General features: G+C 71.7%; 14 protein-coding genes and 1 pseudogene. 8 read left to right on the top strand and 7 right to left on the bottom strand.

From position 1 onward, the window contains the following. Nucleotides 1–37 precede the first annotated feature (37 nt). Both ABD841_RS05120 and ABD841_RS05115 read right to left on the bottom strand, forming a co-directional pair. Nucleotides 38–844, bottom strand: a complete 807-nt coding sequence (locus tag ABD841_RS05120) for a class I SAM-dependent methyltransferase (RefSeq protein ID WP_344968364.1) — start codon at nt 842–844, stop codon at nt 38–40. Then, nucleotides 841–1,341: a GbsR/MarR family transcriptional regulator gene (locus tag ABD841_RS05115; RefSeq protein WP_344968363.1), complete on the bottom strand. Its 501-nt coding sequence runs from the start codon at nt 1,339–1,341 to the stop codon at nt 841–843. Before ABD841_RS05115 ends, ABD841_RS05120 begins: the two co-directional genes overlap by 4 nt. 550 nt (nt 1,342–1,891) lie before the next feature. Here ABD841_RS05115 and ABD841_RS05110 point away from each other — a divergent pair. The 5 genes and pseudogenes from ABD841_RS05110 to ABD841_RS05090 all read left to right on the top strand — a co-directional run bounded on the left by ABD841_RS05110 (nt 1,892) and on the right by ABD841_RS05090 (nt 10,343). Continuing rightward, the gene (locus ABD841_RS05110; protein WP_344968361.1) at nt 1,892–6,184 is read left to right on the top strand and encodes a discoidin domain-containing protein; all 4,293 of its coding nucleotides are present in this window, start codon (nt 1,892–1,894) and stop codon (nt 6,182–6,184) included. Between the two features lie 264 nt (nt 6,185–6,448). Beyond that, the gene (gene recQ, locus ABD841_RS05105; RefSeq protein WP_344968360.1) at nt 6,449–8,326 is read left to right on the top strand and encodes a DNA helicase RecQ; all 1,878 of its coding nucleotides are present in this window, start codon (nt 6,449–6,451) and stop codon (nt 8,324–8,326) included. A 202-nt stretch (nt 8,327–8,528) separates the two neighbouring features. Then, nucleotides 8,529–9,191, top strand: coding sequence for a potassium channel family protein (locus ABD841_RS05100; RefSeq protein ID WP_344968358.1), 663 nt, complete (start codon nt 8,529–8,531; stop codon nt 9,189–9,191). Between the two features lie 34 nt (nt 9,192–9,225). Beyond that, nucleotides 9,226–10,008 (top strand): annotated as a pseudogene (locus ABD841_RS05095) (LLM class flavin-dependent oxidoreductase); the annotation flags it as partial. 62 nt (nt 10,009–10,070) lie between these two features. Next, nucleotides 10,071–10,343, top strand: coding sequence for an LLM class oxidoreductase (locus ABD841_RS05090; RefSeq protein ID WP_344968356.1), 273 nt, complete (start codon nt 10,071–10,073; stop codon nt 10,341–10,343). Nucleotides 10,344–10,430: 87 nt separating this feature from the next. Here ABD841_RS05090 and ABD841_RS05085 read toward each other — a convergent pair whose 3' ends face one another. Both ABD841_RS05085 and dapD read right to left on the bottom strand, forming a co-directional pair. Beyond that, the gene (locus ABD841_RS05085) at nt 10,431–11,039 is read right to left on the bottom strand and encodes a phosphatase PAP2 family protein (protein WP_344968354.1); all 609 of its coding nucleotides are present in this window, start codon (nt 11,037–11,039) and stop codon (nt 10,431–10,433) included. Between the two features lie 93 nt (nt 11,040–11,132). Then, nucleotides 11,133–12,107 (bottom strand): 2,3,4,5-tetrahydropyridine-2,6-dicarboxylate N-succinyltransferase, encoded by a 975-nt coding sequence (gene dapD, locus ABD841_RS05080; protein ID WP_344968352.1) that lies wholly within the window; start codon nt 12,105–12,107, stop codon nt 11,133–11,135. Nucleotides 12,108–12,200: 93 nt separating this feature from the next. Between dapD and ABD841_RS05075 the strand changes: the two genes are divergently transcribed. Together ABD841_RS05075 and thrS are read left to right on the top strand one after the other, a co-directional pair. Next, nucleotides 12,201–12,806: a glycoside hydrolase family 25 protein gene (locus ABD841_RS05075; RefSeq protein WP_344968351.1), complete on the top strand. Its 606-nt coding sequence runs from the start codon at nt 12,201–12,203 to the stop codon at nt 12,804–12,806. A 163-nt stretch (nt 12,807–12,969) separates the two neighbouring features. Further along, entirely contained in the window at nt 12,970–14,937 is a 1,968-nt protein-coding gene (gene thrS, locus ABD841_RS05070) for a threonine--tRNA ligase (protein ID WP_344968349.1), read from the top strand. Nucleotides 14,938–15,163: 226 nt separating this feature from the next. On the opposite strand, the gene ABD841_RS05065 is transcribed toward thrS, so the two are convergent. Beyond that, nucleotides 15,164–16,045: an Asp23/Gls24 family envelope stress response protein gene (locus tag ABD841_RS05065; RefSeq protein WP_344968347.1), complete on the bottom strand. Its 882-nt coding sequence runs from the start codon at nt 16,043–16,045 to the stop codon at nt 15,164–15,166. Between the two features lie 203 nt (nt 16,046–16,248). Between ABD841_RS05065 and ABD841_RS05060 the strand changes: the two genes are divergently transcribed. Then, a complete protein-coding gene (locus ABD841_RS05060; RefSeq protein ID WP_344968345.1) occupies nt 16,249–16,812 on the top strand; it encodes an HIT family protein in 564 nt (187 codons plus the stop codon). Here the strand turns inward: ABD841_RS05060 and ABD841_RS05055 are convergent. Next, nucleotides 16,755–18,872: a hypothetical protein gene (locus tag ABD841_RS05055; protein WP_344968343.1), complete on the bottom strand. Its 2,118-nt coding sequence runs from the start codon at nt 18,870–18,872 to the stop codon at nt 16,755–16,757. The two genes, ABD841_RS05060 and ABD841_RS05055, sit on opposite strands and share 58 nt — an antisense overlap. Nucleotides 18,873–19,145: 273 nt before the next feature. Beyond that, nucleotides 19,146–20,741 (bottom strand): glycoside hydrolase family 10-like protein, encoded by a 1,596-nt coding sequence (locus tag ABD841_RS05050; RefSeq protein WP_344968341.1) that lies wholly within the window; start codon nt 20,739–20,741, stop codon nt 19,146–19,148. Nucleotides 20,742–20,745: the final 4 nt, after the last annotated feature.

Here is a 20,745-nt window from a genome sequence, read left to right as displayed (position 1 = left end):
CCGAGCGGTGGCCCGGTGGGTGGGGCGACCGCCGTTCCTAGAACGCGAACCGGAACAGCTGCGACATCCTCCTCCAGGTGGGGATGCCGTTCCCCAGCCGGTACACGAGGCGGTAGCGCCGTACCGGGATCCTCTCGTACCCGGCCCCGAAGGAGACCTGCGCGACGCACCTGAGCCGTGGGTTCCACCGTTCGATCTCCCGGCCGTCGCGAACGCCCCAGTGGAATACCTTGATCATCCGGGTCACCCAGGGGGCCATCCCGTCGAAGAGCAGCTCCCCCGAGGGGAAGTGGTCGGTCAGCCGTTGGAGCAACCGGCGGACGTCGCCTCCCGGGAGGTAGGGCAGCAGTCCCTCGGCGATGATCAGCGTGGGCCGATCGGCGGGCACCTGCCGCAGCCAGTCGGGATCGGTCACCGAAGCGCCGATCATCCGGTAACGGTCGCGTTCGGGATAGAGCCGGCGGCGCAGGTCGATGACCTTGGGAACGTCCAGGTCGAACCAGCGCGCCGGGGCCGGCGGGTCGAGCCGGAGCATCCGGCTGTCCAGCCCGCAGCCCAGCTGCAGCACGGTGGCGTCCGGGTGCCGGGCCAGGAAGGCGGCGCTCCAGTCGTCGAGCCGCCGGGCGCGCAGCGCCACCAGGAACTGGTTGCTCCGCGGCCGCAGGCGCCTCTCGAGCGTGGCGAAGTCGTAGTCGATGCGGTCGAGCGCCTCGGCCGCGTGGTGGTCGCCCAGGATCGGCCGCTCAGCGCGGCTCTCCCACGCCCGCAGGTACAGGGTGGCGAGCAACGTCCAGGTGATTCCGTCGTCGTTCAGGCCGGTGACATCGATCTTTTCCGCGTTCATCCGCCGCTCCCATCATCGGGGTCGTGGCCGTGGGCCGTGTTGCGGTATCGCTCCCATCGCCGGGTGAGCTCGTTGGCGTCGGACTCGATGAAGGTGAAGAAGTCACGGGAGTCCTCCAGCAGGGCCCGCTGCTCGGGGCGGTCCGCCCCGAGCGCCGACAGGCCGAACTCGATCGTCTCCAGGCCCATCCGCACCCCGGCCAGCTGGACCCGGAGAACCCGGGCCCATCCGCCGGGGGTGATCCGGTACCGGTGCTGGCGGTTCGGTGCGGGGAAGCGTTCGATCATCCCGGCCTCCTGCAACTGGCGGGCCACCGTGCTGATCGAGGCCTTGCTCACCCCGAGCGCCGTCGCGAGCTCGGTGAGCGACTGGTGCGGCGGATCGCAGATCATCAGCCATCCGTAGATCCGTCCCATGGTCCGTGGCCCGCCCAGCCTCTCGATGACCAGGCCCATCCGATCGACGAACTCGCTCTCCTTCGGGCTCATCTCAGCCATGCGTCACCCTTGAATATCGTTAAGTACGTAATGAACGTAATGTACGTCCATACCCGAGGTTGGGCAATGGGGGGCCGGTCCGCCGGAGCCGGCGTTCGCCCGCGATGCACCGGCCGGACCGGCCGGAAGGCCCCGGATCCTCAAAAACGCCGCGATCCCCGATGAGCGGGGCTTATCGGGCCGTTGACGTGCCCGTAGCGCATATGTAACCTTTGGTCATCTCAATGTAAGTTTTTTGCAAAGCTACATCTGATTTCTTGCTTATCTCCGCAAGTTTTGGCATGGGCCCGTCATGCCTTGCACCCCACTTCACGGAGAGGCCCCAGATGATGTCGGCTCCGGCATCGCGCGGCCGGTCGCCGCCCCGGCGGCCGCCATCGCGGCGCCCACCGCCCGCCCCCGTCGACGCTGACCCGTACGCCGTCCTCCCGGGACTCGCCGGAGGTTCGACGTGCACACACCTCGCAGCTCCCGCCGATCGCCCCAGCCGGGCCGGCGGCACGCCGAGCGACACCCCCCAGTCGTTCCAGACGACGGATAGAGGAACGCAATGCGTAAGAAGCACCTGCTGTTACGGCTGATCGCGGCGGCGGCCGCGGCCTGCCTGCTCATCACCTCGGGGCCGGTCCCCCCGGCCTCGGCGGCGGGCGGCCCCAACCTGGCGGCGGGCAGGACGGCCTCGGCCAGCAGCGCCAACGGCGCCTACACGGCCGGCAACCTCAACGACGGCAACCAGGCCACGTACTGGGAGAGCGCCAACGACGCCTTCCCGCAGTGGGCCAGGATCGACCTGGGCACCGCCACGAGCATCGACCAGATCGTGCTCAGGCTGCCCGCCGGGTGGGAGGCCCGCACCCAGACGCTCTCGGTCCAGGGGAGCGCCGACGGGACGGGCTTCACCACGATCGTCGGCTCGGCGGCCCACTCCTTCGGCCCCGCCTCGGGCAACACCGTGAAGATCGACTTCCCGGCGACCACCACCCGCTACATCCGGGTGAACGTCACGGCCAACACCGGCTGGCCCGCGGCGCAGATCTCCGAGTTCGAGATCTACGGCGCGGCCGACTCCTCCGGCAACCTCGCCCGGGGCAGGCCCCTGACGTCGAGCAGCTCCTCGTCCCCGTACGGGGCGGGCAACGCGGGCGACGGCGACCAGGCGACGTACTGGGAGAGCGCCAACGACGCCTTCCCGCAGTGGATCCAGGCGGACCTCGGGGCCTCGGTCGGCGTGAACAAGCTCGTGCTGAAGCTGCCCGCGGGCTGGGAGAGCAGAACCCAGACCCTCACCGTGCAGGGCAGCGCCGACGGCTCCGCCTTCACCACCCTCGTCGCGTCGGCGGGCCACACCTTCAACCCGGCCGCGGGCAACACGGTGACGATCGCCTTCAACACGGCCACCACCCGGTACGTGCGGCTGCACATCACGGCCAACACCGGCTGGCCGGCCGGGCAGCTGTCCGAGTTCGAGGTCTACGGGCCCGCCACCGGCGACACGCAGGCGCCGACCGCGCCGGGCGGTCTGGCCTTCACCGAGCCCGCGACCGGGCAGATCAAGCTGACGTGGACGGCGTCGACCGACAACGTGGGTGTGACCGGGTACGACGTCTACGCCAACGGCGCGCTGCGGACGAGTGTTTCGGGGAACGTGCTGACCTACACCGACACGCAGCCGGGCAACGTGACCGTGTCGTACCACGTCAAGGCCAGGGACGCCGCGGGCAACCAGTCGGCCGCCAGCAACACCGTCACCCGCGACGGCTCCACCGGCGACACGCAGGCGCCGACCGCGCCGGGCGGTCTGGCCTTCACCGAGCCCGCGACCGGGCAGATCAAGCTGACGTGGACGGCGTCGACCGACAACGTGGGTGTGACCGGGTACGACGTCTACGCCAACGGCGCGCTGCGGGCGAGCGTGGCGGGGAACGTGCTGACCTACACCGACACGCAGCCGGGCAACGTGACCGTGTCGTACCACGTCAAGGCCAGGGACGCCGCGGGCAACCAGTCGGCCGCCGGCAACACCGTCACCCGCAACGGGACCGGCGGCGGCTCGAACCTGGCCGTCGGCAAGCCGATCACCGCCTCGTCCACGATCCACACCTTCGTCGCCGAGAACGCCAACGACGACAGCGTGACCACCTACTGGGAGGGCAACGCGGGCAGCTATCCCAACACGCTGACCGTCAAGCTCGGCGCCAACGCCGCCGTCACCGCGGTCGTGCTGAAGCTCAATCCCGCCGCCGAGTGGGCGACGCGCACCCAGACCATCCAGGTGCTCGGCCGCGAGCAGAGCGCCTCGTCCTTCGCCAACCTGTCGGCGGCGGCGCAGTACACCTTCAACCCGGCCACCGGGAACACCGTGACCATCCCGGTCACCGCCACGGCCGCCGACGTCCAGCTCCGGATCACCGCCAACTCCGGCGCCACCGGCGGGCAGGTCGCCGAGTTCCAGGTGATCGGCACCCCGGCGCCCAACCCCGACCTGACGGTCACCGGCATGTCGTCGTCCCCGGCCTCCCCGGTCGAGACCGACGCCGTCACGCTGACGGCCACCGTCAAGAACATCGGCACGGTGGGCTCCGGCGCCACGAACGTCGCCTTCTACCTGGGCGACACGCCCGCCGGCACCGCCCCCGTCGGCGCCCTCGCCCCCGGGGCGAGCGCCACCGTCACGGCCGACGCGGGCCGGCGCGACGCCGGGACCTACCCGCTGAGCGCCAAGGTCGACGAGGCCGGCACCGTCATCGAGCAGAACGAGGCCAACAACGCCCACACCCACCCGTCCCCGCTCGTCGTCAAGCCCGTCGACAGCTCCGACCTGGTCGCCTCGTCCGTCGGCTGGACGCCGGGCAACCCGGCCGCCGGCAACACGGTCACCTTCTCCGTGGCCGTCAAGAACCAGGGCACCGTGGCCTCCGCGTCCGGCGCCCACGGCATCACCCTGACCGTCGCCGACGACAAGGGCACCGTCGTCCGCACGCTGACCGGCTCGCACACCGGCGCGATCGCCGCCGGAGCCACCACGGGCCCGATCAGCCTGGGCACGTGGACGGCCGCCAACGGCAGGTACACCGTCAAGGTGGTCCTCGCCGACGACGCCAACGAGCTGCCGATCAAGCGCGCCAACAACACCAGCACGCACCCGCTCTTCGTCGGCCGCGGCGCGAACATGCCGTACGACCACTACGAGGCCGAGGACGCCGTCATCGGCGGCGGAGCCGCCGTGGTCGGCCCGAACAGGACCGTCGGCGACCCGGCGGGCGAGGCCTCCGGCCGCAGGGCGGTGACGCTGAACACGACGGGCAGCTACGTCGAGTTCACCACCAAGGCCAGCACCAACACCCTCGTCACCCGGTTCTCCATCCCGGACGCCCCGGGCGGCGGCGGCATCTCCTCGACCCTCAACGTCTACGTCGACGGCACCTTCCTCAAGGCCATCGACCTGACCTCGAAGTACGCCTGGCTGTACGGCAGCGAGTCCAGCCCCGGCAACTCGCCGGGCGCCGGAGGCCCACGCCACATCTACGACGAGGCCAACATCATGCTGGGGCGGACCGTCGAGGCGGGCAGCAAGATCAGGCTGCAGAAGGACCCGGCCAACACGACGACCTACGCGATCGACTTCATCGACACCGAGCAGGTCTCGCCCGTCCCGAACCCGGACCCCGCCAAGTACGCGGTCCCCACGGGCTTCGCCCACCAGGACGTGCAGAACGCGCTCGACCGGGTCCGCATGGACCCCACGGGCAACCTCGTCGGGGTCTACCTGCCGCCGGGCACGTACGAGACGGCGAGCAAGTTCCAGGTGTACGGCAAGGCGGTGAAGGTGGTCGGCGCCGGCCCGTGGTTCACCCGCTTCCACGCGCCGACGACGCAGGACAACACCGACATCGGCTTCCGCGCGGACGCCACGGCGAAGGGCTCCTCGTTCGCGAACTTCGCCTACTTCGGCAACTACACCTCGCGCATCGACGGCCCGGGCAAGGTGTTCGACTTCCAGAACATCACCGACATCGTGATCGACAACATCTGGAACGAGCACATGGTCTGCCTGTACTGGGGCGCCAACACCGACCGGGTGACGATCAAGAACTCCCGGATCCGCAACATGTTCGCCGACGGCGTCAACATGACCAACGGCAGCACGGACAACCTCGTCAGCAACAACGACGCCCGCGCCACCGGTGACGACAGCTTCGCGCTGTTCTCCGCCATCGACGCCGGCGGAGCCGACATGAAGGGCAACGTCTACGAGAACCTGACGACCACCCTGACCTGGCGCGCCGCGGGCATCGCGGTCTACGGCGGGTACGACAACGTCTTCCGGAACATCTACATCGCGGACACGCTCGTCTACTCCGGCATCACGATCAGCTCACTCGACTTCGGCTACCCGATGAACGGCTTCGGGGCCGACCCGCCGACCAGGTTCGAGAACATCTCGATCGTCCGCGCCGGCGGTCACTTCTGGGGCGCGCAGACCTTCCCCGGCATCTGGGTCTTCTCCGCCTCGAAGGTCTTCCAGGGCATCCGGGTGAGCGACGTGGACATCGTCGACCCGACATACCACGGCATCATGTTCCAGACGAAGTACTCGGCACCGGGCCAGCCGGAGAACCCGATCAAGGACACGATCTTCACGAACATCACGATCACCGGCGCCCGGAAGAGCGGGGACGCCTACGACGCCAAGTCCGGGTTCGCCATCTGGGCCAACGAACTGCCGGAACCCGGCCAGGGACCGGCGGTCGGCTCGGTGACGTTCAACAACCTGAAGATGAGCGACAACGCCCAGAACATCAGGAACACGACCTCGACCTTCACCATCAACGTCAACCCGTAGGCCACGCGGGGCCTCCCCGCGGTGAGAGAACCGCGGGGAGGCTCCCCCGCGTCGCGGGAAGACCGGCGGGAAGGCTCGCGGGGAGGCCCGTACGCGGTGGTGAGAGCCGTCCGAGGCCCCGCACGGCGGGGCCGGCGCGACCGCGTCGCGCTCCCGGGCCGCCTCGGCCCGGCGAGGCCCCGCGCGGCGGGTCCGGCGCCGTCCGGATGGGGACAACCGGCCGGTACGCGGCCGGGCACGGCATGATCCTCGTAGAATGACCCGATGGTTTCCCCCGAGAACGGTCCCGAGGTGAGCGACGCGACGCGCGTGCTGCGGCGCGTCTTCGGCTACGACTCGTTCCGGGAGGGCCAGCGGGAGATCGTCGAGCACGTGGTCGCCGGCGGCGACGCGCTGGTGCTCATGCCGACCGGCGGCGGCAAATCGCTGTGCTACCAGATCCCGGCGCTCGTCCGCAAAGGCGTCGGGGTGGTCGTCTCGCCGCTCATCGCGCTCATGCAGGACCAGGTCGACGCGTTGACGGCCCTGGGCGTGCGGGCCGGCTTCCTCAACTCCACGCAGGACTTCGAGGAGCGCCGCCAGGTCGAGTCGGACTTCCTGGCCGGTGAGCTCGACCTGCTCTACCTGGCGCCCGAGCGCCTGCGGCTCGACGCGACGCTCCGGCTGCTCGACAGCGGGGTGGTCTCGCTGTTCGCCATCGACGAGGCGCACTGCGTGGCCCAGTGGGGCCACGACTTCCGCCCCGACTACCTCGCGCTGTCCGCGCTGCACGAGCGCTGGCCGGACGTGCCCCGCATCGCGCTGACCGCGACCGCCACCCCGGCCACCCACGCCGAGATCGCCTCCCGGCTGAGTCTCCAGGACGCCCGCCACTTCGTGGCGAGCTTCGACCGCCCCAACATCCAGTACCGCATCGTGCCGAAGAGCGAGCCCAGGCGGCAGCTGCTGGAACTGATCCGCACCGAGCACCCCGGTGACGCGGGCATCGTCTACTGCCTGTCCCGCTCCTCGGTCGAGAAGATCGCCGAGTTCCTGGCCGGCAACGGCATCCCGGCGCTGCCCTACCACGCGGGGCTCGACGCGCGCACCCGGGCGGAGAACCAGGCGCGCTTCCTGCGCGAGGACGGCCTCGTCATGGTCGCGACCATCGCCTTCGGCATGGGCATCGACAAGCCCGACGTCCGCTTCGTGGCCCACCTCGACCTGCCCAAGTCCGTCGAGGGCTACTACCAGGAGACCGGCCGGGCCGGGCGCGACGGGCTGCCCTCCACCGCGTGGCTCGCCTACGGTCTCCAGGACGTCGTCCAGCAACGCAAGATGATCGACACCTCCGAGGGCGACGACGCCCACCGGCGCCGCCTGGCCGCCCACCTGGACGCCATGCTGGCCCTGTGCGAGACGGTCGAGTGCCGCCGGGCGCGGCTGCTCGCCTACTTCGGCCAGCAGGGCGCCCCGTGCGGCAACTGTGACACCTGCCTGTCGCCCGCGGAGTCGTGGGACGCCACCGTCCCCGCCCAGAAGGTCCTGTCGACCGTGTTCCGCCTCATGCGGGAGCGCCGCCAGAAGTTCGGCGCGGGCCAGATCATCGACATCCTCCTCGGCAGGAAGACCGCCAAGGTCATCCAGTTCGACCACGACGCGCTGACGGTGTTCGGCGTCGGCACGGAGCTGGGCGAGGCCGAGTGGCGCGGGGTCGTGCGTCAGCTGCTGGCGCAGGGGCTGCTCGCGGTGGAGGGCGACTACGGCACGCTGGTGCTGACCGACGCGAGCGCCGAGGTCCTGGGGCGGCGGCGCCAGGTGCTGATGCGGCGCGAGCCCGACCGCCCGGCGCGCGCCGCCCGGGCCGCCAAATCCCCGTCGTCCGGTCCCCGCCGGGCCGATCCGGTGGAGATGCCGGAGGAGGCCGCGCCGGTGTTCGAGCGGCTCCGCGCCTGGCGCGCCGCCACGGCCAGGGAACAGGGCGTGCCCGCGTACGTGATCTTCCACGACGCGACCCTGCGCGAGATCGCCACCCGCTCCCCGTCCTCTCTCGCGGAGCTGGCCGGGATCAGCGGTGTCGGCGAGAGCAAGCTCGCCAAGTACGGCCAGATGGTCCTCGACACCGTCGCCGGGAGCGGTGACGGACCGGAGCCCCTCGCCTGACGCCGGCGCGGGACGCGGAGAAGCACAAGGTGGGGCGGGCCAGGAGGAAGGCGGGCGCTTCGCCGCTGGGATAGGATTCGGGCACCCCGGGCCAGGTGGTCCGAGACCCCGGGACGCGGTGCGAGACCGGGGGCGCCTTCACCTTCTGACCTCGCGCTCCGGTGAATCCCCGCAGCTACGGTTCCCCGAAAGAAGACGATCGTTGGCTGACAGAAGAAACGACCCGGTGGTGGTCATCGGCCTGGGCCGGTTCGGCAGCTCCCTCGCCCTGGAGCTCTTCCGCCGCGGTACCGAGGTGCTGGCCGTCGACAGCCGCCCCAAGGTGGTGCAGAGCCTGGCCGGCAAGCTCACCCACGTCGTCGCCGCCGACTCCACCGACATCGAGGCGCTGCGCCAGATCGGCGTGCAAGACTTCTACCGGGCCGTGGTCGCCATCGGCACCGACCTGGAGTCCAGCATCCTCACCACGTCGCTGCTCGTCGAGCTGGAGATCGAGGACATCTGGGCCAAGGCCATCAGCCGCGAGCACGGGCGCATCCTGGAGCGCGTCGGCGCCCACCACGTGGTCCTGCCCGAGCACGACATGGGCGAGCGGCTGGCCCATATGCTCAACGGGCGCATGCTCGACTACATGGAGGTCGGCGAGAACTACGCCCTGGCCAAGACCCGCCCGCCGCGTGAGTACATCGGCGTCCCCCTCGGGGAGTCCAACCTCCGCCGCAAGTACGGCGTGACGGTGGTCTGCGTCAAGGGCCCGTACGACGAGTTCACCTACGCCGACGCCGGCACCGTCCTGGGGTACGGCGACGTGATCGTCATCGCCGGCACGATCGAGCAGGTGGATCGGTTCACCGAGCTCCCGTGACGGGCTTCCGCGCCCGCGCGGACGTGCCGGCGGCATGGCCGTGGTCTACCTCGCGGTCGACCGGGCTTCCGCGCCCGCGCGGACGTGCCGCCGAGGCGGCCGGGATCGAGGCCGGCCCGCTGCGGGCTTCCGCGCCCGCGCGGACGGGGGCCACCGCCGCGCGGCCGTGACCCCGCCGGCGTGCCGTCCGGATGCGGTCCCGGCCCGCGGTCCGGCGATCTACACTGGCCGGAGCCTACTAGAATGGAGTTCTGTAGCGATGCGATTCGGACTCTTCATCAACGAACCCCAGGGATCGGACGCGCTGGCCAAGCTGCGCGAGCGCATCGCCCGCGGGGCCGACGACGGCTTCTCCTCGGTCTGGCTCCCCAACATCTTCGGCTTCGACGCGCTGACCGCGCTCGCCGTGGCCGGCAGCCAGGTGCCCGGCATTGAGCTCGGCACCGCCGTCGTCCCCACCTACCCCCGGCACCCGGCCGCCCTCGCCCAGCAGGCCCTCACCGCCAACGCCGCCCTCGACGGACGGCTCACACTGGGCATCGGGCTCTCGCACCAGATGGTGATCGAGGGCATGTACGGCTACAGCTTCGACAAGCCCGCCCGGCACATGCGCGAGTACCTGTCGATCCTCCTGCCGCTGGTCCGGGGGGAGAACGCGTCGTTCCAGGGCGAGACCCTCAGCGCCCATCTCGGGCTGACCACGCCCGGCCCCCGCGGCCTTCCGGTGCTCATCGCCGCGCTGGCCCCGCGCATGCTCAGGTTGGCCGGGGAGATGGCCGACGGCACCGTGCTGTGGATGACCGGGCCCAGGACCGTCGCCGACCACGTGACGCCCTCCATCACCGAGGCGGGGCCGCGGCGCGGCCCGGTGGCAGGATCGTGTGCGCGCTGCCCGTCTGCGTCACGGACGACGCCGACGCCGCCAGGGCGCTGGCCGCCGAGCGGTTCGAGATCTACGGCCGGCTGCCGTCGTACCGGGCGATGCTCGACCGGGAAGGAGCCGCGGGCCCGGGCGACGTGGCGGTCGTCGGCGACGAGGACGCCGTGTCGGCCCAGATCGAGACCCTCGCCAAGGCGGGCGTCACCGACTTCGTCGCCATCGACTACTCCACCGGATCGCGCACGCGCGAGTTCCTCAAGACCCTGCTCTGATTCCTCAAGACCCTGCTCTGGGGGAGGCCGGGCCCCGGCCTACGGCCCGGCGGGGCCTTCCGGGGCCGGGCCGGTCAGACGGGCCGGTCAGACGCCGAAGGCACTCAGCGCCGCCCAGGCCGTGACGAGACCGATGACGGTCCCGGCGGCGACCTGGGCGGGGGTGTGGTGGGTGAGCCGCACCCGCGCCCAGCACACCGTCCCCACGATCAGCGCGCCCGCGACGAGCGTGGGCACGGCCGGCAGCACGTGGGCGAGCACCACCACCGTGCCGGCCGACACGGCCGCGTGGAAGGAGATCTTCCACTTGAGGGTGATCGGTACCGTCACCGCGAGCGCGGCCAGCATCGCCGTCACCGTGGCCACCATCAGCCTGGGCGCGTCCAGGGCGACCATCACCGCCAGTGCGACGATCACCGACGCGACCGCCACCAGCAGCGGGCGTGTCCGGCTGGCCCTGTCGACCAGGTGGTGGGAGTCGAGCCGCCCGGAGCGGACCCCGGCCAGGATCACCGCGGCGGGGACACCACCGCACAGCGCCGAGGCCATCAGCCCCCACACCGCCCCCTGCGGGCCGTCTGCCACCAGGCCGACGAGCGGCGGCAGCCCGATGACCAGCACCTGCGGTGCGAACAGACCCGTCACCCACCGGGCGACCGCCGCGCCCCCGCCGCCAGCCGTCTCCCGACCGGTCATCCCGTTTCCCTCCGTGCGACGTCAGTGGGACAACCCTGCCAGGCGAGCGGCCCGGGAACGAGCTTCGCGGGCCGCAGGTCCCCGCGCGCCGGATCAGTCGTTGGCGTGCAGGATGCTGTTGAGCTCCACGCCCGTGCCCTGGCGGGCGACGGCCTCGACGGCGCCGGAGGTCGAGTTGCGGCGGAACAGCAGCCCGGAGGCGCCGGAGAGCTCGGCGGCCTTGACCACCTTGCCGTCGGGCAGGGTCACCTTGGTCCCGGCGGTGACGTACAGGCCCGCCTCCACGACGCAGTCGTCGCCCAGGGAGATGCCGATGCCGCTGTTGGCGCCGAGCAGGCAGCGCCGCCCCACCGAGATGATCTGCTTGCCGCCGCCGGACAGGGTGCCCATGATCGAGGCGCCGCCGCCGACGTCGGAGCCGTCGTCCACGACGACGCCCGCCGAGATCCGGCCCTCGACCATGGAGGCGCCGAGCGTGCCGGCGTTGAAGTTGACGAAGCCCTCGTGCATCACCGTCGTGCCGCTCGCCAGGTGCGCGCCGAGCCGGACCCGGTCGGCCTCGGCGATGCGGACGCCGCTCGGCACCACGTAGTCGACCATCCGCGGGAACTTGTCCACGCCGTACACGGTCACCGGGCCGCGGGCGCGCAGGCGCAGGCGCACCTGTTCGAAGCCCTCCACGGCGCACGGGCCGTGGTTGGTCCACACGACGTTGCTGAGCAGGCCGAACAGGCCGTCGAGGTTCTGGCCGTGGGGCTGGACGAGGCGGGCCGAGAGCAGGTGCAGGCGCAGGTAGGCGTCGTGCGCGTCGACCGGGGCCTCGGAGAGCTTGGCGATCCCGGTGCGCACCGCGACCACCTCCACCCCGCGGTCCTCGTCGGGGCCCAGCAGCGCGGCGATCCCGGCGCCGAGCTCCGCGACGGCCTCCTGCTCGGTCAGCCGCGTGGTGCCCGGCGAGGAGGGCTCGCCCAGCTGAGGAGAGGGGAACCAGGTGTCGAGCACGGTCCCGCCGGAAGTGATGGTCGCGATGCCGGCGGCGTACGCGCCGGTGGTCTGGGCTGCGTTCACGCCGACCAAGCCTAGCCAAAGCGGCTGCAACGACAGTACGCCGAGGGAGCGTCGGGCGTGTGCCGGGCGTGTCCGCCGGTTAGCGTGGCCGCCATGTTGCACGGCATCGATGTCTCGAACTGGCAGGGCGCCGTCGACTGGGACGCCCATGCCAGGGCCGGCGTCTCCTTCGCCTTCGCCAAGGCGAGCGAGGGGAGCACCTTCGCCGACCGCTGGTTCGGCGCCAACTGGAACGGCATGCGGGAGAGCTGGATCGTCTGCGGCGCCTACCACTTCGCCCGGCCCGCGGGCGACCCCGAGGAGCAGGCTGCGCACTTCCTGCGGACCGTGCAGCGGGCGGGCGGGCTGCGCCGGGGCGACCTGCTCGCGCTCGACCTGGAGACCACCGACCGCATGCCCGCCGTCAAGGTCGCCCGCTTCGCCCACCGCTGGTGCCAGGTGGTCACCGCCCGGGCCGGGATCAAACCGGTGATCTACACGTACGCGTCGTTCGCCCAGAAGGGCAACTGCGCGGGGCTGGAGGACCACCCGCTGTGGATCGCCGCGCCGGACGACCCCCGGGGCAGGCCCGAGGTGCCGGGGCCGTGGCGCGGCTGGACCATCCACCAGCACGCGCACAGCCCGCTCGACCGCAACATCTTCCGCGGCACCAGGGCCGAGCTGACCTCCCTGGGGTACCGCCGGCGCCGCAGCGCCTGAGAACCCGCGCCGCGGCGCCGGGAGAAGCGCGCGGTGCGGCGCCCGGAGGAGCCCGGGATGCGACGGCCGAGGAGGCCCGCGGCGTAACGTCTGGGAAATCGCGTTGCGGACACCGGTAGCATCGATTCTCAGACCACAAGACGACACGTCCCAGGGAGCAACAGTGTCCGCCGTGCCAGAACTTCGTATCACCCTCGCCGGAGCCGAGCGTGTGGTGGCGGGGGGCACGACGTACGGCGACGCGCTGGAGGCGGACGGCCGCTCCGTGGTCGCCGCCCGGGTCAACGGCGAGCTGAAGGACCTCGCGGCCCCGGTGGCCGACGGCGACGTCGTCGAGCCGGTCGAGATCGGCAGCCCCGACGGGCGGGCCATCGTGCGCCACTCCACCGCCCACGTCATGGCCCAGGCGGTTCAGGAGATCTTCCCCGAGGCCAGGCTGGGCATCGGCCCGCCGGTCGAGAACGGCTTCTACTACGACTTCGACGTCAAGAACCCGTTCACCCCCGACGACCTCAAGCGCATCGAGAAGCGCATGCGCGAGATCGTCAAGCAGGGGCAGCGGTTCTCCCGCCGGCCCGTCTCCGACGAGCAGGCCGCCGAGGAGCTCGCCGCCGAGCCGTACAAGCTGGAGCTGATCAGCCTCAAGGGCGGGGCCGCCGACGAGGAGAACGTCGAGGTGGGCGGCGCGGAGCTGACCATCTACGACAACCTCGACCCCAAGACCGGCGAGCTGTGCTGGAAGGACCTGTGCCGCGGCCCGCACGTGCCGACCACCCGGTCCATCCCGGCGTTCAAGCTGATGCGCTCCGGCGGGGCCTACTGGCGCGGCAGCGAGAAGAACCCGCAGCTGCAGCGGATCTACGGCACCGCGTGGGAGTCGCGCGAGAAGCAGGACGAATACCTCCACCTGCTGGAGGAGGCCGAGAAGCGCGACCACCGCAAGCTCGGCGCCGAGCTCGACCTGTTCTCCTTCCCCGACGAGCTGGGCTCGGGCCTGCCGGTCTTCCACCCCAAGGGCGGCGTGATCCGCAAGCTCATGGAGGACTACTCGCGCAGGCGGCACGAGGAGGCGGGCTACTCCTTCGTCAACACCCCGCACATCACCAAGGAGAACCTCTACAAGATCTCCGGCCATCTCGACTGGTACGCCGACGGCATGTTCCCGCCCATGGAGCTGGAGGGCGCGAGGTACTACCTCAAGCCGATGAACTGCCCGATGCACAACCTGGTCTTCAGGGCGCGCGGGCGGTCCTACCGCGAGCTGCCGCTGCGGCTGTTCGAGTTCGGCACGGTCTACCGGTACGAGAAGTCCGGCGTGGTGCACGGCCTCACCCGCGTGCGCGGTCTCACCCAGGACGACGCGCACATCTACTGCACCCGCGATCAGATGCGGGACGAGCTGAAGTCGCTGCTGCGCTTCGTGCTCGACCTGCTCCGTGACTACGGCCTGAACGACTTCTACCTTGAGCTGTCGACCAAGGACCCGGTCAAGTTCGTCGGCTCCGACGAAGACTGGGAGGAGGCGACCGAGACGCTGCGCGAGGTCGCCGAGTCGGAGAAGCTGGAACTCGTCCTCGACCCGGGCGGCGCGGCCTTCTACGGGCCGAAGATCTCCGTCCAGGCCCGCGACGCGATCGGGCGCTCCTGGCAGATGTCGACCATTCAGCTCGACTTCAACCTGCCGCAGCGTTTCGAGCTGGAGTACCAGTCGCCGGACGGCTCCCGGCAGCGGCCCGTCATGATCCACCGGGCGCTGTTCGGGTCGATCGAGCGCTTCTTCGGAGTGCTGGTCGAGCACTACGCGGGTGCGTTCCCGCCCTGGCTCGCCCCGGTCCAGGTCGTCGGCATCCCGATCGCCGAGGCTCACGTGCCCTACCTGCAGGACGTGGCCAAGAAGGCCCGTGAGCGCGGTATCCGCATCGAGGTGGACGCCTCCGACGACCGGATGCAGAAGAAGATCCGCAACGCGCAGAAGTCCAAGGTGCCGTTCATGCTGCTGGCGGGCGACGAGGACATCGCCAACGGCGCGGTCTCCTTCCGCTTCCGCAACGGTGAGCAGAAGAACGGCGTCCCGGTCGACGAGGCGATCAACGAGATCGTCGACGCGATCGAGCGCCGCGTCCAGGTCTGACCCTCCCGGGCCCGCTCCGGCGGTCCCGGGGAAAGCGGCGGGCGGCCCGTGCGGGCCGCCCGCCGCTTCGCATGTCCGGGGCGGTGACCGGACGCCTTCGCCGGGCCGCCGATCGCCGAGGCGCCGGCCGTCCGGGCCCGGCGGGCGACGCCTCGCCGGGTGAGCCCGGTGGAACGCCTCCGGTCACCGCATCGGGGATCCTCGGCCCCGCCGGGTCTGACAGACCTCAGTCGCCCTTCTCGGGCTCCTCCGGGGCGCCCGGGAGGGCCTCGCCGGGCAGGCGGACGTCGTCGACGTTGACGTTGACCTCGACGACCCGCATGCCCAGCATCCGGCTGAGGGTCCGGGCCACGTTGGTCTTGACCTCGTTGGCGACGTCCATCACCACGTGCCCGTACTCGGCCACGATCGCCACGTCGACCGCGACCGTGCGGTCCTGCACGTGCGCGCTGACGCCCCGGCTGCGCCGGGCACCGGCCCGCTCGCGGACCGGTGCAGCCTGCCGGGGGGAGCTCTCCCCGGGGCCGGTGACGCCCTCGCCCAGGGCGGCGACGCCCGCGACCTCCAGCGTGGCCAGGGCCGCGACCTTCTCCACGACCTCGTCGGCGACCTTGATCCGCCCCTTCACCACGGCCGAGGACACCGCCTCGACCACGGCCGGGGCGGCCTTCTCGGCGACGGACAGGACGGGCTTCCGCTCGGCCCGCTCAGCCTTCTGGGCCATGGGCTCGGCCTTCCCGGCCGTGGATTCGCCCTGCTCGGTCACGACCGGGGAGACCGGCTCGGCCGGGGCCGGAGCCTCCGGTCCGTCCACCGGTTCGTCCGTGGCCACGCCGAGCGGAACAGCCGGAGCCTCCGGTTCGTCCGCGACCGCGGCGAGCGGAGCAGCGGGGGCAGCCGGGACGACGGGCTCGTCCGGGGCGGTGGGCTCGGCCCCGACCGCCGTCAAGACCGCCGTCTCGTCCACGGCCGGGCTCACCGGCCCGCTCGCCGGCTCCGAGAAGGCGGACAGGCTCAGGGAGAACGGGCGGTGCGGCCTGGCGTCCTGGAGGGGGGACGCGAGGGGTCCGGTCCCGTCGGTGAGATCCTCGACGGAGACGTCGGTCATGGGTGCTCCTCGGCAGTCGATGGTCACGCTTGAGGGATTCTGCCGGAAATTCGCGATATTTGTCCCCCGATGCCGTACGACATGTGCCCCGGCCCCGCGTGAGCGCAGCGTCGCCGTAAACACAGTCAGAGCACCCGAGCCGCGACGCGCCAGCGTCGCCATCAAGCAGGGAGGCGCCAGACCGGGCCGGGGCGCCGGGCAATATGCTGATCGCCATGAGCAACGACCCGGAGGCACAGCACGGGGCAGGCACACCGGACGCCTTCCAGAGACTTTGGACCCCCCATCGAATGGCCTACATCAAGGGGGCCAGCAAGCCGACGGGTTCCGGCCCGGAAGATGGCTGCCCGTTCTGTGAGATTCCCCGCATGAGCGACGAGGACGGTCTGATCGTCGCCCGGGGCGAGTCGGTCTTCGCGTTGCTCAACCTCTACCCGTACAACTCCGGCCACCTCATGGTCTGTCCCTACCGGCACGTGGCGGACTACGCCGATCTGGACGGGGCCGAGACCGCCGAGCTCGCCGACTTCACCAAACGGTCGCTGACGGCCCTGCGCAAGGCCAGCGGCGCGCAGGGCTTCAACGTGGGCATGAACCTCGGCGCGGTCGCGGGCGCCGGCATCGCCGCGCACCTGCACCAGCACGTGGTGCCCCGCTGGGGCGGTGACACCAACTTCATGCCCGTGGTCGGTCAGACCAAGGTGCTGCCTCAGTTGCTGCGCGACACCAGGGAGTTGCTCGCCGGGTCCTGGCCCGCGTCCTCGTAGCGCGGTCCGCCGACCTCCAGGGCCCGGATGCCCGCCGACAGGGTCAGCGGTACGGCCAGGGCGAGCGCCATCGAGAGCACGGCCGCGCCGGAGTCGTTGACCAGCATGCCCACCACTCCGCTGATCAGGGTGCCGACCAGGCCGGCCCGCAGGGCGGGGGAGTGGGTGAACGCGGCGGGCAGCACCCCGGCGGTCGCCTGCTCCGGCCGCAGCAGCGCGTAGACCAGGAAGGCCGCCGCGGCGATCACGATCGGCATCAGGTTCGGGTTGAGCAGCGTGCCCAGCATCGCCTCCAGCTTGCGGCCGATGACCTCCAGTGCCTCGCCGGTGAACACCTGGCCGACGAAGCGGCCCAGGTGCGTCCGCGAGGCCGGCGGGCGGAGGTAGTCGAGGTAGGCGATGGCCATCACGGTGACGCCGCCCGCCACGCAGAACGCGCCCAGCTTGACGATCGACACCCGGCTGCCCGCGATCAGCAGCGCGGTCACCGCGATCCCCGGGACGAACGCGATGACGCCGCCGAAGTCGCTGCCCACACCGGGCCAGCCGCCGAGGATCATCGCCAGGCCGCCCAGCACCGTCACCGCGGCCGCGGCCGCGCGCGTACGGCCCCCGCGGAGCAGCCGGTGCGCGATCGTGGCGGCCAGCAGCAGCACGGAGGTGGCGAAGAGCGCGAACGGGATGTTGCCCAGACCGTAGTAGCGGGCCCCGACCACGGCGCTGTAGCCCATCACGCTGTCGAGCTGCAGGGGCGTCCCGGTCAGCAGGTCGCCGGCGAGCACCGTCGCGGTCACCCCCGTCACCACCGCCAGCGGCCCGAGCGGCCTGCGTCGCCAGGGGCCCGCCAGCGCCAGCGCGGTCAGCAGCAGTGCGCACCCGGCGATCCCGCCGGCCAGCACGGGCACCGGCGCCTCCGCGCGGTGCCAGGGGACGAGGTTCACCAGGTATGTCGAGACCGGTACCGAAGCCAGCGCCACCGCGGCCACCCGGACCCCGCCCAGCCCGCGCCTGCGGCGCAGCAACAGGAACGCGGTCAGGTAGAACACGACCTGCAGCACGGCCACCGCGGTGAAGAAGATCCCGCCGATGCTCCGGATCGTCTGCCCGGCCACGTCCGCGTCGGACAGCTCGGCCTGCGCCGCCTCCGTGCCGCCGGTGCGGCTCTCACTCGCCCGCCAGGGCGTCCCGACCACGTCCGGCGGCACCGGGACACCCGTCAGCGAGAGCATCGTGGCGGTGATGTCCGGCAGGATCGTGACGTCCTCGCGGTGGGTGGAGGCCGCCCCCAGGAAGCGGCCGGAGACGTCCCCGTGGCGCATCATGGCCGCGCGCAGGTGCGGGGTGCCGTCGTGGTCGGACAGGCCCGCCAGCAGCACGCTGGCGTCCGCGGGCAGCACGCTCAGCACCGCCCCCGCCTTGGCGTCGGCCATGCGCAGCGCCGCGGCCCGCTCCTGCGGGGTGAGCGGCTCCTCGGCCGCGGGCAGCCGCCCGTCGGTCACGTAGGGCCTGATCAGGTCGTCGACGTCCACGGCGATCACCCGGCACCTGCCGAGCACGTCGGCGCGGATCTGCGCGGGGGAGGGGGCGTAGACGTCGACCTTGCCCGACCGGTCGGCCAGGGCCAGCGCCGCACCCGGGCCGATCGCCAGAGTGCACTCCCCGGCGGCGTGCACGGCCTCGCCGAGCGTGCCGGCGCCCTTCTGCCCGGCGACCCGGTGCAGGTAGTCGTAGCCGGGGATGGTCGCGCCGTTCCCGTCCGGCTCGGGCAGCGGCGGGAGGCCGCAGCCGTAGCCGACCGCGGACCTGACCCCGGCCGAGACCGTCAGCCATCCGTCGTAGGGGCAGGTCACCCGGCCCACCGCCCGCACCGACAGCGAGCCCACGGCGCTGCCGCCGGCCAGCTGCCACAGGTTCGGGGTGCCGGTGGGGCTGAGGTCGCTCCACCGCAGGCCCGGGACGCCGATGAGCACGACGCGGCCGTCCGCCTGCGTGGCGGCCTGCGCGGCACCGGGCCACAGCGCGACCAGGACCAGAGCAAACGCGATGAGCGTCCGCTTCACGAGCGACCTCCCCTTCCGCTTCGGTCAAGTGCTGGCACCGTAGGGGAAGATCGTGCCACGGGTCCAGCGCATCCGGGGATCCGCTCAGGTCACGCCGGTTCCCGGGCTCGAGGGCGGCCTACGACGGCATCCGCGGCCGGCGGCGTCCCGCCGTTCCCGCCCGGCCGCCCGGCCGGCGGGCCGGACACCGCCCGGTCCGCGTGTGGTTCCGGCCCGGCAGATCCGGCCGCGGTGGTCAGGCCGGGCCGCGGTGGTCAGGCCGGGCCGCGGTGGTCAGGCCGGGGTGACGGAGGCGATGTCGCTCTCGTTCTGCAGGCGGTCCAGGGCGGTGACCAGGTAGGTGCCGTCGCCCGGCACGGCGAAGGTCTGGCGCTCGCCGCCCGCCGCCGGCACGACCGCGACGAGGTTGCGCGCGTCGGCGGTGGCGCAGGCGCCGGGCTTGCCGGAGGCGATCCGGTAGACCGCGTAGGAGCGGGCGCCCTCGGAGGACTTCCAGCTCAGCGAGGTGCCCTGCAGCCGCACGTCGGCGGGCTTGGCCGGGGCCCGGCCGCCGCGCTCCTTCATCAGGGGCAGCAGCGCCGGTCGCGAGTAGTGGCTCTTGGCGATGCGGCCCATCGCGCCCAGCGGGTCGGTGCCGAGCTGCTTGGCGCTGAAGTAGACGTCGCCGTCGACCTGCTCGTGCTTGCGGTTCACGGTCAGGTGCGAGGGCAGCTCACCGGGCTTGGTCCAGGCCGGGGTGTCGGTGGCGCCGACCCGGTAGAGGCCCTGACCGATGTACAGGTGCACGTCGCTGCCCTTGACCAGGTCGGCCCACCACGGCATCAGCACGTCGTAGTCGGCGACCTTGAACCCGCGCGGCCAGTAGAGCTGCGGCATGACGTAGTCGACGGTGCCCTTGCGGATCCAGTGACGGGCGTCGGCGTAGATGGCGTCGTAGGCGGACATGCCGCCGGTGGCCGACCCGGCGGGGTCGTCGCTCTTGTTGCGCCAGATGCCGAAGGGGCTGACGCCGAACTTCACGTGGCTCTTGGCCTCGTGCACGGCCTTGTCGACCTGGGCGATCAGCTTGTTGACGTTGGCGCGGCGCCAGTCGGCCAGTGTGGCGCCCTTGCCGTACTTCGCGTGGGTCGCGGCGTCGGCGAACGTCGCGCCGTTGCCCGGGTACGGGTAGAAGTAGTCGTCGAAGTGGACCCCGTCCACGTCGTAGCGGGTCACCACGTCCTTGACGACCTTGGTGACGTGGTCGCGGACGGCGGGCAGGCCCGGGTTGTAGTAGGCGCGGTCCTCGTACTTGACGATCCACTCGGGGTGCACCCGTGCCGGGTGGTTCGCCGGGAGCCCGCTCAGGTCGGCGTCGTAGGAGGCGCGGTAGGGGTTGAACCAGGCGTGGAACTCCAGGCCGCGCCGGTGGGCCTCGGCGATGAGGAAGGGCAGCGGGTCCCAGCCGGGGTCCTTGCCCGCCTTGCCGGTCAGGTACTGCGACCAGGGCTCCAGATCCGACTTGTAGAGGGCGTCGGAGGCCGGGCGGACCTGGACGAACACCGCGTTGAGCCGGAGCTTGACCGCGTTGTCGAGGATCTTGACGTACTCGGCCTGCTGCCGGGCGGGCGTCAGGCCGGTGCGCGAGGGCCAGTCGATGTTCTTGACGGTGGCGATCCAGACGCCCCGCAGCTGCCGCTTGGGGAACTTCGCGCTGGTCGTGCACTGCGCCGAGGCGGGGTCGGCCGCCGCGGCGGTGTCGGCCGGGGAGGCCACGCGGTCGGTCGCCTTGGGCCGCGCCGGCTTGGCGTCGGGGCCGAAGGTGTAGGCGGCGCCGGTGGTCAGGACGGCGAGGGCGGCGGCGGCAAGCAGAGGGCGTGCGTTTCGCATGGTT

This window comes from Streptosporangium fragile, assembly GCF_039534445.1.
Lineage (GTDB): Bacteria > Actinomycetota > Actinomycetes > Streptosporangiales > Streptosporangiaceae > Streptosporangium > Streptosporangium fragile.
This window is presented reverse-complemented; position numbering and strand designations above follow the sequence as displayed.

Coding starts and splice junctions, on each gene's coding strand:
- recQ (WP_344968360.1), top strand. CDS start 6,449: ATGGTTTCCCCCGAGAACGGTCCCGAGGTGAGCGACGCGACGCGCGTG.
- ABD841_RS05075 (WP_344968351.1), top strand. CDS start 12,201: ATGTTGCACGGCATCGATGTCTCGAACTGGCAGGGCGCCGTCGACTGG.
- ABD841_RS05110 (WP_344968361.1), top strand. CDS start 1,892: ATGCGTAAGAAGCACCTGCTGTTACGGCTGATCGCGGCGGCGGCCGCG.
- ABD841_RS05050 (WP_344968341.1), bottom strand. CDS start 20,741: ATGCGAAACGCACGCCCTCTGCTTGCCGCCGCCGCCCTCGCCGTCCTG.
- ABD841_RS05120 (WP_344968364.1), bottom strand. CDS start 844: ATGAACGCGGAAAAGATCGATGTCACCGGCCTGAACGACGACGGAATC.
- ABD841_RS05085 (WP_344968354.1), bottom strand. CDS start 11,039: ATGACCGGTCGGGAGACGGCTGGCGGCGGGGGCGCGGCGGTCGCCCGG.
- ABD841_RS05115 (WP_344968363.1), bottom strand. CDS start 1,341: ATGGCTGAGATGAGCCCGAAGGAGAGCGAGTTCGTCGATCGGATGGGC.
- ABD841_RS05060 (WP_344968345.1), top strand. CDS start 16,249: ATGCTGATCGCCATGAGCAACGACCCGGAGGCACAGCACGGGGCAGGC.
- ABD841_RS05065 (WP_344968347.1), bottom strand. CDS start 16,045: ATGACCGACGTCTCCGTCGAGGATCTCACCGACGGGACCGGACCCCTC.